The organism is Geomonas diazotrophica (genome assembly GCF_019063885.1).
Lineage (GTDB): Bacteria > Desulfobacterota > Desulfuromonadia > Geobacterales > Geobacteraceae > Geomonas > Geomonas diazotrophica.
Window position 1 is genome coordinate 2944671 of record NZ_CP077684.1, and the last position, 15395, is coordinate 2960065.

12 protein-coding genes and 1 riboswitch are annotated in these 15395 nt (G+C 63.4%); of the genes, 5 read left to right on the forward strand and 7 right to left on the reverse strand.

The features are described 5' to 3' along the window. Positions 1–41 precede the first annotated feature (41 nt). Complete coding sequence (locus tag KP003_RS12800; RefSeq protein WP_216788670.1) at positions 42–2339, forward strand: hybrid sensor histidine kinase/response regulator; 2298 nt, start codon at positions 42–44, stop codon at positions 2337–2339. Here KP003_RS12800 and KP003_RS12805 read toward each other — a convergent pair. The 7 genes from KP003_RS12805 to moaA form a co-directional block, all read right to left on the reverse strand. Beyond that, entirely contained in the window at positions 2323–3663 is a 1341-nt protein-coding gene (locus KP003_RS12805; protein ID WP_216499386.1) for a radical SAM/SPASM family putative metalloenzyme maturase, read from the reverse strand. The genes KP003_RS12800 and KP003_RS12805 overlap by 17 nt on opposite strands. Before the next feature lie 227 nt (positions 3664–3890). Next, a complete protein-coding gene (locus KP003_RS12810; protein WP_216788672.1) occupies positions 3891–5861 on the reverse strand; it encodes a (Fe-S)-binding protein in 1971 nt (656 codons plus the stop codon). A 290-nt stretch (positions 5862–6151) separates the two neighbouring features. After that, complete coding sequence (locus KP003_RS12815) at positions 6152–7501, reverse strand: electron transfer flavoprotein subunit alpha (RefSeq protein ID WP_217299649.1); 1350 nt, start codon at positions 7499–7501, stop codon at positions 6152–6154. Between the two features lie 108 nt (positions 7502–7609). Next, positions 7610–8422, reverse strand: a complete 813-nt coding sequence (locus tag KP003_RS12820) for an electron transfer flavoprotein subunit beta/FixA family protein (RefSeq protein ID WP_216499389.1) — start codon at positions 8420–8422, stop codon at positions 7610–7612. A gap of 150 nt (positions 8423–8572) precedes the next feature. Beyond that, complete coding sequence (locus KP003_RS12825) at positions 8573–8749, reverse strand: hypothetical protein (protein WP_216499390.1); 177 nt, start codon at positions 8747–8749, stop codon at positions 8573–8575. Between the two features lie 41 nt (positions 8750–8790). Continuing rightward, complete coding sequence (locus tag KP003_RS12830; RefSeq protein WP_216499391.1) at positions 8791–9222, reverse strand: MOSC domain-containing protein; 432 nt, start codon at positions 9220–9222, stop codon at positions 8791–8793. A gap of 109 nt (positions 9223–9331) precedes the next feature. After that, entirely contained in the window at positions 9332–10312 is a 981-nt protein-coding gene (moaA, locus tag KP003_RS12835; RefSeq protein WP_216499392.1) for a GTP 3',8-cyclase MoaA, read from the reverse strand. A 489-nt stretch (positions 10313–10801) separates the two neighbouring features. Between moaA and KP003_RS12840 the strand changes: the two genes are divergently transcribed. From KP003_RS12840 to KP003_RS12855, 4 genes are all read left to right on the forward strand, one after another. Continuing rightward, entirely contained in the window at positions 10802–11965 is a 1164-nt protein-coding gene (locus KP003_RS12840) for an iron-containing alcohol dehydrogenase (RefSeq protein ID WP_216499393.1), read from the forward strand. Between the two features lie 254 nt (positions 11966–12219). Then, positions 12220–12341, forward strand: a riboswitch (molybdenum cofactor riboswitch). A gap of 40 nt (positions 12342–12381) precedes the next feature. Next, entirely contained in the window at positions 12382–14112 is a 1731-nt protein-coding gene (locus tag KP003_RS12845) for an aldehyde ferredoxin oxidoreductase family protein (RefSeq protein WP_216499394.1), read from the forward strand. A gap of 70 nt (positions 14113–14182) precedes the next feature. Next, a complete protein-coding gene (locus KP003_RS12850; protein ID WP_216499395.1) occupies positions 14183–14407 on the forward strand; it encodes a MoaD/ThiS family protein in 225 nt (74 codons plus the stop codon). A gap of 1 nt (position 14408) precedes the next feature. Continuing rightward, a complete protein-coding gene (locus KP003_RS12855) occupies positions 14409–15260 on the forward strand; it encodes a HesA/MoeB/ThiF family protein (protein WP_216788675.1) in 852 nt (283 codons plus the stop codon). Positions 15261–15395 lie beyond the last annotated feature (135 nt).

Sequence of the window (15395 nt, forward strand, 5' to 3'; positions counted from 1 at the left end):
CGGAAACCGCAGGGGGCGCCGCCAGGGGAAGGCAGGTATTCATGGGGTGGTGGCAGATCAACAATCTGAGTCTGCGGCGAAGGTTTTTCCTCCTTTCCTTCAGCATCATCCTCGTTTTTTCAGTGGCCGTGGCGGCAACCCTGTTCGCCGCCCAGAAGAACAAGCTGGAGCGCTCGCTTGAGAACAAGGGGAGAGGGCTCGCGAGGTATGTCTCGTCGGTCTGCACCGACGCGCTCATCCTGAAAGACACCCTGCAGCTGGATGCCCTGGTCGCCGAACTGCACGACGACGAGATCATCTACACCGTGATCGAGGACGAACAGGGAAACGCCCTCACCACCGCAATCGCCAGCCTGAACAGCTCACGCGCCAAGCTCAAGCCCTACCTGGACAGGCTCCCCCCCGACGCTCCCATCGGCACCATCATCGCGGCACTGAAAAAGGACCTGGACGTCGTGGAGTTGTCCCAAACGATCATGGTCGATTCATCGGTGCAGGGGGCGGTGCGGATCGGGCTCAGCAAGCACAACATTCAGGCGCAACTGCTGCGGCAGACCGCCATCATCCTGGTGGGAATGCTCTTCATGTCGCTCACCCTCGCCATCGCCCTGAACGTTGCCGCGAACCGGCTGGTGCTGCGCCCGGTCAGCGAACTGGCCCGGGTCGCCGACCAGCTCACGGCGGGGAACATGGCGGCCAGGGTGACCTCCTCCTCGGTCGGCGAAATCGAAACGGTTTGCAGAAGTTTCAACCTGATGGCGCAGCGGCTGGAGGGCGACATCGCCGAGCTCAAGCGCGCCGAGGCGAGCGTGCGTCTCGCCCAGGAGTCTCAGGAAGCCATCCTGAACTCGATGCCGGACCTCATGTTCCGGACCGACCGGGACGGGGTGATAAAGGAGTTCCACTCATCGGCCATGAACCTCCTTTACCTCCCGCCGGAGCAGTTCATGGGGAGGAGCATCCCGGACATACTGCCGGAAGAACCGGCCCGGATCATCATGGCGGCCTTGGCGGAGGCGGAGAAAAACGGCTCTCACAGAGGGGCCGTATATTCCCTCGCCTTGCCGCAGGGGGAGATGTGGTTCGAACTTTCGGTCACCGCGATGGGGACCCCCTGCACCGGCTTCATAATGCTGGCCCGCGACGTCACCGAGCGCAGGCGCATGGTCGAAGAACAGCAGCAGCTGGAGAAACAGCTCCTGCATTCCCAGAAGCTGGAAAGCCTTGGGGTGCTGGCCGGAGGGATCGCCCATGATTTCAACAACATCCTCATGGCCATCATGGGCAACGCCGAACTTGCCCTCATGCGGACCAACAAGGAGTCGCCGGCCATAGGCAACCTGCGCAGCATAGAGCAGGCCTCGGCCCGCGCCGCCGACCTGGCGGCCCAGATGCTGGCCTACTCCGGCAAAGGCAAGTTCATCATCGAACATCTCGACTTGAACCGCCTCCTGCAGGAGATGCTGCACATGCTCGAGGTTTCCATCTCGAAGAAGGCGGTGCTGCAATTCGATCTCGCCGAGTCGCTTCCTCATATCGAAGCCGATACGACACAGATCCGCCAGGTCATCATGAACCTGGTCATCAACGCATCCGAAGCCATCGGGGAAAGAAACGGGACCATCTCGGTGAAAACCGGCAGCATCGAGTGCGACCGCAGCTACCTGAGGAACGTGTGGCAAAACGAGGAACTTCCGGAGGGGCTCTACGTATATTTCGAGATAACGGACACGGGCTGCGGCATGGATGACGACACCCTGGCCAAGCTGTTCGATCCCTTCTTCACCACCAAGTTCACCGGTCGCGGCCTGGGGATGGCGGCAGTCCTGGGGATTGTCAGGGGGCACAAGGGGGCCATCGTGGTTTACAGCGAGCCCGACCTCGGGACCACCATCAAGGTGCTCATACCGGCCAGCGACCAGCGGGCAGAGCCCGCAAGGCCCCAGCCCACCGCTTCCGTGCCGTGGCAAGGGGCCGGGAACGTCCTTCTGGTCGACGACGAGGAGACCGTGCGCAACATCGGGTCGGAGATGCTCAAAGAACTGGGCTTTTCCCCGATAACGGCCAACGACGGTAAGGAAGCGCTCGAGGCGTACCAGGCCACCCCCGACATCCGGTTGGTCATCCTGGACCTGACCATGCCCAACATGGACGGCGACCAGTGCCTGAACGAACTGAAAAAGATCGCCCCCGGCGTGAAGGTCGTCATGTCAAGCGGCTTCAGCGAGGTCGAGCTGAAACAGAAATTCCTGGGCAAGGAGGTCGCCGGGTTCATCCAGAAACCCTACAAGCTCTCGGAACTGAGGGAGATCCTGAGAAACGTCAGTCCAGGCACCTGAACACGCCGGAACTCCAGAGGCAGCTGCCGCAGGGCTCGGTGTTGACGTAGCAATCCTGGTCGAAACGCTCTGCCTGCACCAGGTCGCAGGGGGAGGTGTTGCACTCGGCGCAGGAAGGGTAGTCGTGACGCACGACGTTCTCGCGGTAGCCGCGGAACCTGGGGCTGTTCCAGATCTCCATCACGCCGCGTTCCTTCACGTTGCCGAACACCCAGGGGTGCACCGGGTGCTGCCAGCCGTTGGCGTAGGAACTGCAGTGGTGCCACAGGTGGTAGCAGGGGTGCATGCCGCCGTCCCAGGATATGAAGGCGCTCCCCTTCTCTATGAAGCTGCAGCCGCGCTTCTCGCGCCGGGCTATCTCCGGCAGCCGCAGGTCGATCCCGGTCCTGCGCGCAACTTGCGCCGCCTCCTCGAAGATATCCTGGCTGTGGTGGATCTTCGGCATATCCAGCGTAAAAAGCCTCTTCAGGTCCAGCGTGATCCCCCGCTGCTGGGCATCGGACTTCATGGCCGCCACGAAATCGATGATCTGCCTGTCCTTGTCGGTCTTGCGGTAATTCCAGAGAACCTCGAAATAACGGCGGATATCGACCCCCTTTAGGTCGGCCTTGCTCTTCCAGCTCTGGAACAGGGTGATCGCCTCGTCGGTGCAGATGTCGTAGCTGCACTGCTGCAGGTGCGGTTCGTCGAAGGGGTGCAGGTGGGAGACCAGCGCGAAGCTGACGCCGAACTCGGCCGCCCAGGAGAGCGCCGCGGGAAGCTGCCCCAGGTTGTCGCGCATCACCACGAACTCGACGCCGATCTCCATGTCGGGACGGCGGCAGGCGGTCTTGGCGGCGCCCAGGGCGTTGAGGGCGTGCTCCAGGTCGACCAGCTGGCTCCCCGAGCGGATGGAGCTGAAGGTGTTGGCGTCGACACCGTCCATCGAGAGGCAGATCCGGTCCACGCCGGCGTTCAGAAGCGACACGGCGCGCAGGTGCGACAAAAGCAGCCCGTTACTCTGGAAACCGATCCAGCTTCCTGCCGGCATGAGCTTCTTGGCGCGGCTTATGAAGTGCTCCAGGCGCGTGTTCAGTAGCGGCTCGCCCACGCCGTTCAAGACCAGCGATTCCAGGTTGGGGAGCGCCGGTTCCAGTTCGCTGAAGGTGGCGAGGTCGAGGTCGCCGTCCCTGTCCCGGCTGCCGTCACCGTTCTGCTTCATGCACATCACGCAGTTCAGGTTGCAGCGGCTGGTGGTTTCCACGAACAGCTTGGAAGGGTATTCCCGGAAGGCCGGCTCGTTGGCCGGCATGAATTCTGACAGCGCCGCTGCGTTGGTCTGCATCTATCGATCCTCGTCTTAGTCGCGTGTGTGCCTTCCCAGGTACGGGAGGAGGTTCGACTACCCCCTCGCCCCCCGGGAGACGACCGGACCGGGGAGGTGCCGCCCCAATCAAGACGTCCCGTCCGGCCGTTCCCGGGAGGCGAAGAGTTCGTGTGGAGCCGGTTGTCGCTGTTTTTGTTCCAGCCCGCCCCCCTAGCCCCTGCTTATCCCTAACCCAGGATTTTTCCTTAGGCTTTAAGCCCCTCGGCCACCAGCTCCGCGATGTCCTTCACGTTGGTGCCGCCGTTGGAGCGATCCTTCAGGCCGTCTTCCATCATGGTCATGCAGTAGGGGCAGGTGGTGCAGATGGTGCTCGGCTTGCCCGCCAGCGCCTCGTTGACCCGGTTCAGGTTGATCCTCTCGCCGAGATGCTCCTCCATCCACATGCGACCGCCGCCGGCCCCGCAGCAGAAGGAATTCTCGCGGTTTCTCTCCATCTCGGCCGGCGCGCTCCCGGTGGCCTGCGCGATCACCGTGCGGGGCGCCTCGTAGACCCCGTTGTGGCGGCCGAGGTAGCAGGAATCGTGAAAAACGATGTTGCCACCCTTCTTCTCGTGGTGGTCGAGCTTCAGTTTCCCCTGGGCCAGAAGCGACTCGATGAACTCGGCGTGCGGGATCACCTCCAGCTCCAGCCCGTACTGCCGGTAATCGTTCTTGAGCGTCGTGAAGCAGTGGGGGCATTGGGTGACCACCTTGGTCACACCCTTTTCCTGGAACTGCGCCACGTTCTCCCTGGCCATCTTGTCGAAGAGGTACTCGTTCCCCAGCCGGCGCAGGCTGTCGCCGCAGCACTTCTCCTCCTTGCCGAGGATGCCGAAGGAGACACCGGCCGCCTCCATGATCCGGGTCATGGCGAGGGTAACCTGCTTGCTGCGCGAGTCGAAGGATCCCGCGCACCCCACGAAGTAGAGGTACTCGGTCTTGCCCGCCTCGAACTGCTGCACGTCGCGGCCGCCGGCCCACTTGCCGCGCTCGCCGGGGGCGATCCCCCACGGGTTCGAGCGCTGCTCCATGTTCTCGAAGAGGTTCAGGAGCTCTTCCGGGAAATCGGCTTCCATCTGCACCAGGTGCCGGCGCATCTTGGTGATCTTGGGCATCTGCTCGATGAAGACCGGGCAGGCCGCCAGGCAGGCGCCGCAGCTGGTGCAGGACCAGAGAGCGTCGGGCTTGATGCTCCCCTCGGCGTCGCCGATCACCGGCACGGTGGGCTCGCCGCCGCGCTGCAACAGATCGCCGTTGGCCAGAAGGTTCACCTTGATGTCGTGCATCACCAGCCGCGGGTTGAGCGGCTTGCCGGTGCTGGCGGCCGGGCAGGATTTCTCGCAGCGGCCGCACTCGGTGCAGGAGAAGGAGTCGAAGAGATCCTTCCAGGTGAAGCGGTCGATGCTCCCGGCGCCGTACACGTTCCCCTCGACGAACTCCTCGCGCGGTTGCGTGTTGGGGGCATCGAGCCCCTTGAAGAAGCAGTTGGGGATCGCGGCCAGGATGTGCATGTGCTTGCTGTAGGGAAGGTAGTTCAGGAAGAACAGGAGCACGCCTGCGTGCAGCCACCAGGAAACCTGGGCCACACTCTTCAGCGTCTCACCCCCCTCCCCCGAAAGAAGCGAGGAGAGCGCCAGGGAGACCGGCATGGACTGGGCGGAGCCTTCCGCGCCCAGGGCGATCTCCGCCGCGTGGAGCCCGAAGTAGGCGAGCATCAGCGTGCCGATCATGGAGAGGATGCCGAAGGCCTCGCCAGTGCGGGCTCCCTCGTAGGGAGGCGCCACCGCCCTCCTCACCAGCGCGATCGCCACGGCGGTAAGGGCGCAGAGCGAGACCATGTCGAACACGAAGACCAGCGGCAGGTAGAGCGCCTGCGGCAGAACTGCCGAAAGCCTGGCCGCAGGAAATACCCCCGCCACCAGGAACTCCGTGTTGGCAACGGCCAGGATCAGGAACGACCAGAAGATGAAGAGATGGTTGACGCCGAAGGGACGGCTCACCACCCTCTTCTGGAGGAAGGCGAACTCGAACATCCCCTGCAGCCTTTCCGGGAGGCTCGAGAAACGGTCTTCGGCGGCGCCGACGGCGACGAGGCTGAAACGGCGGTAGCAGCTCCAGGCGAAGATCGCGCAGGCTGCGGCCAGAAGCGGTGTGAAGATGACAGGATCAGGTTGCATATGCGTGTCCTTGTAAGTGTGATGGTAAGCGGTGGCGGTCGCTTGCTCCATTCTCCCGAGGTCCACTCAGCCCTCGCCCCCCGGGCTCGCCCACCGTAGCGCGCCGTCCGGAGGTGGGAGAGGGTCAGGGTGAGGGGGATGCCTCAACCCCACGTCGACGCATTACCACGGCAAGCGGTCCCCTCACCCCTCCCCTCTCCCGCTTTGCGGGTCGAAACCCTACGGCGGGCGGAGGCCCGAAGGGCGAGGGAGAGTTCCTGTAAGCCGGCTGCGACGGGAGAAGCCGTCCGCTACGCCGCTTTGCTGTCCTTGACCTCGACGCTCCCCTTGCTCGCCTTCATCTCGCGCAGGGCGGCGACAAGGGCCGGGACCACGTCGAACAGGTCGCCCACGATGCCGTAATTGGCCACCTCGAAGATGGGGGCTTCCTTGTCGCGGTTGATGGCGACGATCAGGTCGGAGTCCTGCATACCCACCAGGTGCTGAATCGCGCCGGAGATGCCGCAGGCGATGTAGATCTTGGGGCGCACCGTCTTCCCGGTCTGCCCGACCTGGCGGTCGCCCGGCATCCATCCCGCGTCGACTGCGCTGCGCGAGGCGCCTACCACGCCCCCCAACTCGTCGGCCAGCTCCTGCAGGATGGCGAAGTTCTCCTTGGCCATCATGCCGCGCCCCCCCGAGACGATGAACTCCGCGCCGGCGATGTCGACGTCACCCGCCTTCTTGTCGCGGATCACCTCGAGCACCTTGGTGAAGATGTCCGCCTCGGAGATAGGGAGGGTGGCCGGTACGATCTTGCCGCTGCGACCCGGCATCTGCGCCGGCATCGGCATCACGTGGGAGCGCACCGTCGCCATCTGGGGACGGAAGCGGTCGCACATGATGGTCGCCATGATGTTGCCGCCGAAGGCCGGGCGGGTCTGCATGAGGTTGCGCTTGGCGTCGATGTCCAGGCCGGTGCAGTCGGCGGTGAGGCCGGTCTTGACCCGGGTCGCCACGGCGCCGGCCAGGTCGCGTCCCATGCCGGTCGCGCCCATGAGGACGATCTCCGGCTTGAACTTGTCGATCAGGTGGCACAGGGCGTCCAGGTACGGGTAGGTGCGGTAGTGCTTGAGCACCGGCTGGTCCATGAGGTAGGCCTTGTCCGCGCCGTAGCTGAAGGACTCGTGGCACAGGTGCTCCACCTGGTCCCCCATGACCACCGCGCAGAGCTCGACCCCCAGCTTGGCGGCGAGTTCCTTGCCCTTGCCCATGAGCTCCCAGGAAACGCGGGCCGCCTCCCCCTCGGTCTGCTCCACGAAGACCCAGACCCCGCGGTAGGCCGCCACCAGCTCGCGGCGCGCCAGCTCCTCCGGGTCCGCATCCTCTTCGGCCAGCTCCTGCTGCCCGGCGAGCTGCGCCAGGATCTCCAGTTCCTCGGGGGAGTAGAAGATCTCCAGGGCCGACCCCGGGCATGCCTTCACGCACTTCAGGCAGCCGATGCACTTGGAGAGCTCGATCTGCGGCTCGCCCCCCTCGCTCATCTGGATGCCGTCCACCGGACAGCTGCTCTGGCAGCGCGCGCCGCAGGCGATGCACTTCCCCTCGATCAGGCGAACCTTGCCCCGCGGCTTCTTCAGTTTGGTTTTGGCTTCAGCCATCAGCTCAGTCCTCTCGTTAATAAATTACACAGCGCCGACAGGTCCTCGTACCCTTCCCCGATGGGGAGGTTTTTTGGGGGGGAGCTCCTGCTCCGGTCGGCCTGGCGATTACACCGCCAGCATGTCGCTCGCCACCAGCTTCTCCAGCAGCAACCGGGCGGTCCCCGCCGGGTCGCCCATGCCGTCGCCGATGATCTCGCCCGCGGCACGCTGCGGCGAGAAGATCCTGCTCACCCAGGTGGGAGACCCCTTCAGGCCGACGCTGTTCGGGTCCAGCTTGAGTTCGTTGTTGTCCCAGACCTTCACCTCGGCCTTGGCCGCCTTGAGCCGCATGGGGACTGTCGGGTAGCGCGGGCGATTCAGCTCGCGCACCACGGTGATCATGGCCGGGAGCTTCGCCTCCACGATCTCGTAGCGCCCTTCCAGCTTGCGCCGGACCCTTATTTTCTTGGACAGGAAGTCCAGGTGCTCGATCCGGTCCACCAGCGTGAGCTGCGAGAACCCGAGGCGTATGGCGATACCCGGGCCCACCTGGGCCGTGTCGCCGTCGATGGTCTGCTTGCCGCAGAACACGATCCCCACCTCGTCCTCCTGGGCCAGCTTCCTGATCGCCGCGGCCAGCACGTTGCTGGTTGAAAGGGTGTCCGCCCCGCCGAAGGCCCGGTCCGAGCAGAGGATCGCCTCGTCGACGCCCAAAGCCAGCGCCTTTCTCAGCGTCGCCTCGGTGTTGGGCGGCCCCATCGAGAGAGCGGCGGCCTTGAAACCGTAGCGGGCCTTCATGCGCAGGCTTTCCTCGAGGGCATGGGTGTCGTAAGGGTTGACGATGAAGGGAATGCCATCGCGCACCAGCGTGTTGGTGACCGGGTCAATCTGCACCTGGGTCGTATCCGGCACCTGTTTGATGCAAGCAACTACGTACATGCGAACTCCTCTCCTTCACAAACAAACATTGACCGAAAAGCTTCCACCGACTTTCAGCCACAGTTCATCGGCTCCACCAGGTCCATTGCGTCCGCCGGGTCCATCAGGGTTCCGGTGGCAGTTCGGCGCGAGGCACTGGTGGCTGGCGGCTTACGCCTCCATCCGCCGGGAAAGTTCCCACTGCTCACGGAACAGAGCGAACGCCTCGCGCATGATGAAGGAAGCCTTCTTCCCCCTCTTGTCCATCAGCTTCTGGATTGCGTCCCGCTCGTCGTCGCTCATACGGATCGAGATGATGTTCACTTTTTTCTGGCTTCTGTCCTTCATGACTTCTCCCCTTCTTTAGACATCCTGAAAATATGCTGCGCTTAAAGCAGCTCGATCTTGTCGTCGGGGCGCACCACCCCGCCGCTTACCACCGTGGCAAAGACACCTTCCTTGGGCATGACGCAGTCGCCGGCCTGGTAGTAGATGGCGCAGCGGGTGTGGCAGACCTTCCCGATCTGGGAGATCTCCAGCACCACCGGCCCGATGCCGAGCCGCGCGCCGATCGGGAGGTGCATCAGGTCGATCCCCCGCGTGGTGATGTTTTCCGCGAAGTCCCCGGCGCCCACCGAAAGCCCCAGTTGCACCATCTTGTCGATGCTCTCCTGGGCGAGGAGGCTCACCTGGCGATGCCAATCCCCCGCGTGACCGTCACCGATGATGCCGAAGTTCTCCCGCAGGTGCACCTCCGGCGCCGCCTTCTTTCTCTCGCCCTTGTTGCGGCTTATGTTGACCGCCACTACCGATGCGCTCATAGCTTCCTCCATGTGAGCCGGGTAGTCAGGGGGACAGGCACCTGCGGAGCCAGTCCCCTGTACCCCGTTTTTTCGCTAGTCCCTGGCCCCTAGTCCCTAGCCCCTGCCTTTACCCGCCGATCCTCGACATGTTCACCACTGACTGCTCGGCCCCTTCTTCCGCGATATGGTGCCTTCCCGGCTTCTGGGTCACGATGCGACGCAGGGTCTGCTCAAGCGCTTCGGGGTCCCCGGAGGCCAGCAGCGGCTTAAGCTCCGTCCCCTGGTCCGAGAAGAGGCAGCCGCGCACCCGGCCGGTCGCCGTGATCCTGATCCGGTTGCAGCTCTCGCAGAAGTGGCCGGAGACCGGGGTGATGATCCCGATGGCGCCCGACGCCCCCTGTATCTTGTAGTTCCTCGCCGGTCCCGCCATCTCCGAGCTGACCAGCGGCAGGAGCGGATAGCGCTCGCCGATGGCTGCGAGGATCTCGCTTCCCGGCATGCTCTGGGCACCCCACCCCTCGTCCTTCAAGGTCGGCATGTACTCTATGAAACGGACCGTGAACGGCTTTTCCAGGGTGAGCGCCGCGAAGTCCAGGATCTCCTGGTCGTTCACGCCGCGCATCACCACCATGTTGATCTTGAGCGGGCCGAACCCCGCCTGCTCCGCCGCTTCGATCCCGGCCAGCACCCGGTTCAGGTCGGCGCCCCGGGTGATCCTGGCGAAGGTTTCCGGCTGCAAGGAGTCGAGGCTGATGTTGAGCCTTGCCACCCCGGCCTCTTTAAGCGGGCGGGCCAGCTCCTCGAGCAGCAGCCCGTTGGTGGTCAGCACCAGTTCCTTCAACCCCGGCAGCGCCGACAGGCGCCCCAGGAAATCGACCAGCCCCCTGCGCACCAGCGGTTCCCCGCCGGTCACCCTTATCTTCTCTATCCCCTGTGCCACGCAGGCAGCGGAGACGCGATAGAGCTCTTCGTAGCTCAGCATCTCTTTATGCTCGAGCTTCGCCACCCCCTGTGCCGGCATGCAGTAACAGCAGCGCATGTTGCAGCGGTCGGTGACCGAGAGTCTTAAGTAGTTGATCCGCCTGCCGTAGGTATCGATCAGTGCCATGCCTTACTCCCTCCGGAAACACGCCTCGCCGTATACAAAGGCAATATCGATACCAATTGTCCCGATTCGGAGCAAAAAGCGGGATCCGGCGCTAATGAGGGAGGAACTAAGCTGGTGAATACATGGGAAACGAACCGATTTTTGTCTTTTTGAATTCAACACGCGGGCGGGGAGTGCGAGCCTGGTCGGCGGATCAAAACGGCCGTTCCACAAAAGAGCAAATGTTCCATTGTGGAACGTCGCAACTGTTCGATTTGAGGACGCAACTTTGGAGGGGGCTAGCCGGGAGGTAAACAGAGCGATCGTTAAGTATACGGTATCCTGTGAATATTATTCAGTATCCCGAAAAATTGTGTTTACGGCAAATTCTGGTACGCCCCTTGCGATAGTGTAGAAAACCGTTTTAGGAAAGTGTATGCAACACCGCACCACCTTCTTAAAAACAAAAAGAACCGGGTCATCCCGGAAAAACAACAGGGGGAAATGAAAATGGCATTAGGAGAGCAGACTTACGGTTTCTTCATTCCGACGGTATCGCTGATGGGCGTTGGTTCCGCTAAGGAAACCGGCGAGCAGGTCAAGGCACTGGGCGCATCCAAGGCGCTGATCGTCACCGACAAAGGCCTCTCGGCCATGGGCGTTGCCGACAAGATCAAGGAGCAGGTGGAAGCTGCCGGCGTTAAAGCTGTCATCTTCGACGGCGCCGAGCCGAACCCGACCGACATCAACGTGCACGACGGCGTGAAGGCATACCAGGAAAACGGTTGCGACGCGATCATCTCCCTGGGCGGCGGCTCCTCCCACGACTGTGGTAAGGGCATCGGCCTGGTCATCGGCAACGGCGGCCACATCCGCGACTTCGAAGGCGTGAACAAGTCCACCAAATCCATGCCGGCATTCGTCGCTATCAACACCACCGCCGGTACCGCTTCCGAAATGACCCGCTTCTGCATCATCACCAACACCGACACCCACGTAAAGATGGCCATCGTCGACTGGCGCTGCACTCCGAACATCGCCATCAACGACCCGCTGCTCATGGTCGGCAAGCCGGCAGCTCTGACCGCTGCCACCGGCATGGACGCCCTGACCCACGCGGTTGAGGCATACGTCTCCACCATCGCCACCCCGATCACCGACGCCTGTGCCATCAAAGCCATCGAGCTGATCGCCGAGTACCTCTCCAAGGCTGTCGCCAACGGCGAAGACCTCGAGGCACGCGACAGGATGGCTTACGCCGAGTACCTGGCCGGCATGGCGTTCAACAACGCGTCGCTTGGCTACGTTCACTCCATGGCTCACCAGCTGGGCGGCTTCTACAACCTGCCGCACGGCGTCTGCAACGCCATCCTGCTGCCGGCCGTCAGCCAGTACAACCTGATCGCCTGCCCGAAGCGTTTCGCTGACATCGCCAAGGCTCTGGGCGAGAACGTCGACGGCCTCTCCGTGACCGAAGCCGGCCAGAAAGCGATCGACAGGATCCGCACCCTCTCCGCTTCCATCGGCATCCCGACCGGCCTCAAGGCCCTCAATGTCAAGGAAGAGGACCTGGCCATCATGGCAGAGAACGCAAAGAAGGACGCTTGCCAGTTCACCAACCCGCGCAAAGCGACCCTCGAGCAGGTCATCCAGATCTTCAAGGACGCAATGTAGTAGGCACTTGCCCCAACGTCCCTCCCCCTTGCGGGGGGGGGACAGGGTGAGGGGGAAGGCGCCACCGGCATCACTGATGGCACCCACCCCTCCAGGGGGAGCCAAAAGATCGCCTGCTGGCGGTCCGGCGGCAGATACCTGAACACCTGTAGGGGCGAATACTCATTCGCCCCGCTTCAAACCGCCTGCGGGCCCAACCGGCGCGCAGGCCCGAACACATGCAAGAGATGCGTAAGCGGTGTCGGGTCAGTCACGCATCAAAAAATCTCCGAGCCGTCGCAGCCTAAAAGGGCACGTCCCTCATGGCTCCAGGCCAACGGGTTTCGCTGGAAACGGCGGAGCCTCCCTCTTGGAAAGGAGTCCCGGCCGTCGGGTACCGCCGGTAGAACTAAATAAAAACAGGGAGCTTGAAAAGCATGGATAAGATTTTTCGCGTCAACATGACCGACCTCACCACCAAGATCGAAGAAGTCCCGGCAGCATGGGCAGGCCTGGGTGGCCGTGGTCTCACCTCCACCATCGTGGCCGCCGAAGTGCCGCCGACCTGCCACGCGCTTTCCGCCGATAACAAGCTGGTCTTCGCACCGGGTCTTCTGACCGGCACCCCGGCTGCCAACTCCGGCCGCCTCTCCGCAGGCGCCAAGAGCCCGCTCACCGGCGGCATCAAGGAGAGCAACGCAGGCGGCACCGCGGCCCAGATGCTGGCCAAACTCGGCATCAAGGCCCTGATCATCGAAGGCGCTCCGAAAACCGGCGCATGGTACAACCTGGCCGTGGGCGTAAACGGCGTCACCATCAGCGAGGAGAAGGAACTGCTCGGTCTTGGTAACTTCGCCGTCATCGACGCGGTCGAGGCGCGCCTGGGCAAGAAAACCGGCGTTCTCACCATCGGCCCGGCCGGCGAACTGAAGATGACCGCCGCCAACATCTCCGTCAAGGACCCGGACAGCAAGATCCGCAGCCACGGCCGTGGCGGCCTGGGCGCAGTCATGGGCTCCAAGCAGATCAAGTTCATCTCCATCGACGGCGAAGGCGCCCCGGGCGTGAAGATCGCCGATCCCGAGAAATTCAAGGGCGCAGCCAAGGTGTTCGCCAAGGCGCTCCTCGACCACCCGGTTTCCGGCGAGGGCCTGCCGACCTACGGCACCAACGTCCTGGTCAACATCCTCAACGAGGCCGGCGGCCTGCCGACCAAGAACTTCACCGTCGGCCAGTTCGAAGGCCACGACAAGATCTCCGGCGAGACCATGCACGACACCATCGCGGCGCGCGGCGGGAAGGTCAAGCACGGCTGCCACGCCGGCTGCATCATCCAGTGCTCGCAGGTCTACAACGACAAGGACGGCAAGTACGTCACCTCCGGTTTCGAGTACGAGACCATCTGGGGCCTGGGCGCCGACTGCTGCATCGACAACCTGGACGACATCGCCCGCGCCGACAACCTGATGGACGACATCGGGATCGACTCCATCGAGACCGCGGTCATGTTCGGCGTGGCCATGGAGGCCGGCATCCTTAACTGGGGCGACTCCAAGGAGATGCTCCGCCTGCTGACCGAGGAAATCGCCAAGGGGACCGCGCTGGGCCGCGTCCTGGGCGGCGGCGCCGGTTCTGTCGGCCGCACCTACGGCGTAACCCGCGTACCGGTGGTCAAGAACCAGGGCATCCCGGCCTACGATCCGCGCTCCGTCAAGGGGATCGGCATCACCTACGCCACCTCCACCATGGGCGCCGACCACACCTCCGGCTACACCATCGCCACCAACATCCTGAACGTCGGCGGCTACGTCGATCCGCTCAAGAAGGACGGCCAGGTCGAGCTCTCCCGTAACCTGCAGATCGCTACCGCAGCGGTCGACTCGACCGGTATGTGCATCTTCGTCGCCTTCCCGGCGCTGGACATCCCGGAGTGCCTGCCGGCCCTGATCGACATGATCAACGCCCGCTTCGGCATCGCCCTCACCGGCGACGACGTCACCAACCTGGGCAAGCACATCCTGAAACTGGAGCGTGACTTCAACCAGAAAGCCGGCCTCACCAGCGTCCACGACCGCCTGCCGGACTTCTTCAAGACCGAGCCGGTCGCACCGCACAACGCGGTGTGGGACTTCACCGATGCGGAAATCGACGAGTTCTGGAACTTCTAGGAACCACCATTACCCGGCGTGACGGAAGTCACGCCGGGTTTTTCCGTTTGAGCCAACAAGCAGGTGCCGCATGAAGATAACACTCAAGCTTTTCGCCACGTTCAGAAACGGCAGGTTCAAGGTCGCCGAGCAGGAATTACCCGAGGGGACCGACGTGCGCCAAGTAGTGCTGGGGCTGGGACTCACCGAGGAAGAGATCGGCATCGTGATGCTGAACGGCCGGCACGGTGAACTGGACAGCACGTTGAGCCACGGCGATACCCTCTCGCTCTTTCCCTTGGTCGGAGGAGGCTGATATGCGCAAGGTCATCACTTTTCTGAAAGAGCAGACCAATGACGGCCTGCTCCCCTGGAGTGCCCAGGACGCAACCGCAAAGCGCTTCAGCCTGAGCCACGCCGCGGTCGAACTGCTCGCCCTGCAAAACGGGATCTTCCCGGCCCGCTACCAGCGCAACAAGAACATGATCCAGATCGAAGAGCAGCTGCGCCTGTTCCAAAGCCGCGTTGCGGTGATCGGCTGCGGCGGCCTGGGCGGCTACATCCTGGAAGAGCTGGCGCGCCTGGGGGTGGGACAGATCGTAGCCATCGACCCGGACATATTCGAGGAACACAACCTGAACCGGCAGATCCTCTCCTCCCCCGCCAACCTGGGACAGCCCAAGGTGGCGGCAGCGGCCGAGCGGCTGGCACAGGTCAATCCCGCCGTCACAGTCACCGCCATCCAGGACGCCTTCTGCCTGGCCAACGGTTTCGAACTGCTGGCGGGAACGCACGTGGCGGTTGATGCCCTGGACAGCATCTCGTATCGGCTGCAGCTGGCCGAATTCTGCAACCTGGCCGGCATCCCCATGGTGCACGGCGCCATCGGCGGCTGGTACGGCCACGTCGCCTCCCAATTCCCCGGCGAGACCACCGTGCAGCAGATCTACCGCCACTGGGTCGCCGGCAAGGGAATCGAACAGCAACTCGGCAACCCCGCATTCACCCCGGCCGTCGTGGCAAGCCTCGAGGTAGCTGAGGTCTGCAAGATTCTCCTCGGCAAGGGTGAGCCGCTCCGAAACCGCAAGCTCTCCATCGACCTGCTGGAAATGGAGATGCAGGAAATCTCCTACGCTCCGGCCCCGGTCACCCTGGTGGACGCCGCCTGACAGTCCCGCTTCCCTCCTCGCCGTCAGGGCCTTCGTCCGCCGCGGACTCCGGTCCTCAGGCGGAATGGGGACTGGGGTAAGGGATACGCTTCAAAGCGGCAACGCTGCCGCTAAAAAAACAAGCGACGCCGTCGA

Coding starts and splice junctions, on each gene's coding strand:
- KP003_RS12800 (WP_216788670.1), top strand. CDS start 42: ATGGGGTGGTGGCAGATCAACAATCTGAGTCTGCGGCGAAGGTTTTTC.
- KP003_RS12805 (WP_216499386.1), bottom strand. CDS start 3,663: ATGCAGACCAACGCAGCGGCGCTGTCAGAATTCATGCCGGCCAACGAG.
- KP003_RS12810 (WP_216788672.1), bottom strand. CDS start 5,861: ATGCAACCTGATCCTGTCATCTTCACACCGCTTCTGGCCGCAGCCTGC.
- KP003_RS12815 (WP_217299649.1), bottom strand. CDS start 7,501: ATGGCTGAAGCCAAAACCAAACTGAAGAAGCCGCGGGGCAAGGTTCGC.
- KP003_RS12820 (WP_216499389.1), bottom strand. CDS start 8,422: ATGTACGTAGTTGCTTGCATCAAACAGGTGCCGGATACGACCCAGGTG.
- KP003_RS12825 (WP_216499390.1), bottom strand. CDS start 8,749: ATGAAGGACAGAAGCCAGAAAAAAGTGAACATCATCTCGATCCGTATG.
- KP003_RS12830 (WP_216499391.1), bottom strand. CDS start 9,222: ATGAGCGCATCGGTAGTGGCGGTCAACATAAGCCGCAACAAGGGCGAG.
- moaA (WP_216499392.1), bottom strand. CDS start 10,312: ATGGCACTGATCGATACCTACGGCAGGCGGATCAACTACTTAAGACTC.
- KP003_RS12840 (WP_216499393.1), top strand. CDS start 10,802: ATGGCATTAGGAGAGCAGACTTACGGTTTCTTCATTCCGACGGTATCG.
- KP003_RS12845 (WP_216499394.1), top strand. CDS start 12,382: ATGGATAAGATTTTTCGCGTCAACATGACCGACCTCACCACCAAGATC.
- KP003_RS12850 (WP_216499395.1), top strand. CDS start 14,183: ATGAAGATAACACTCAAGCTTTTCGCCACGTTCAGAAACGGCAGGTTC.
- KP003_RS12855 (WP_216788675.1), top strand. CDS start 14,409: ATGCGCAAGGTCATCACTTTTCTGAAAGAGCAGACCAATGACGGCCTG.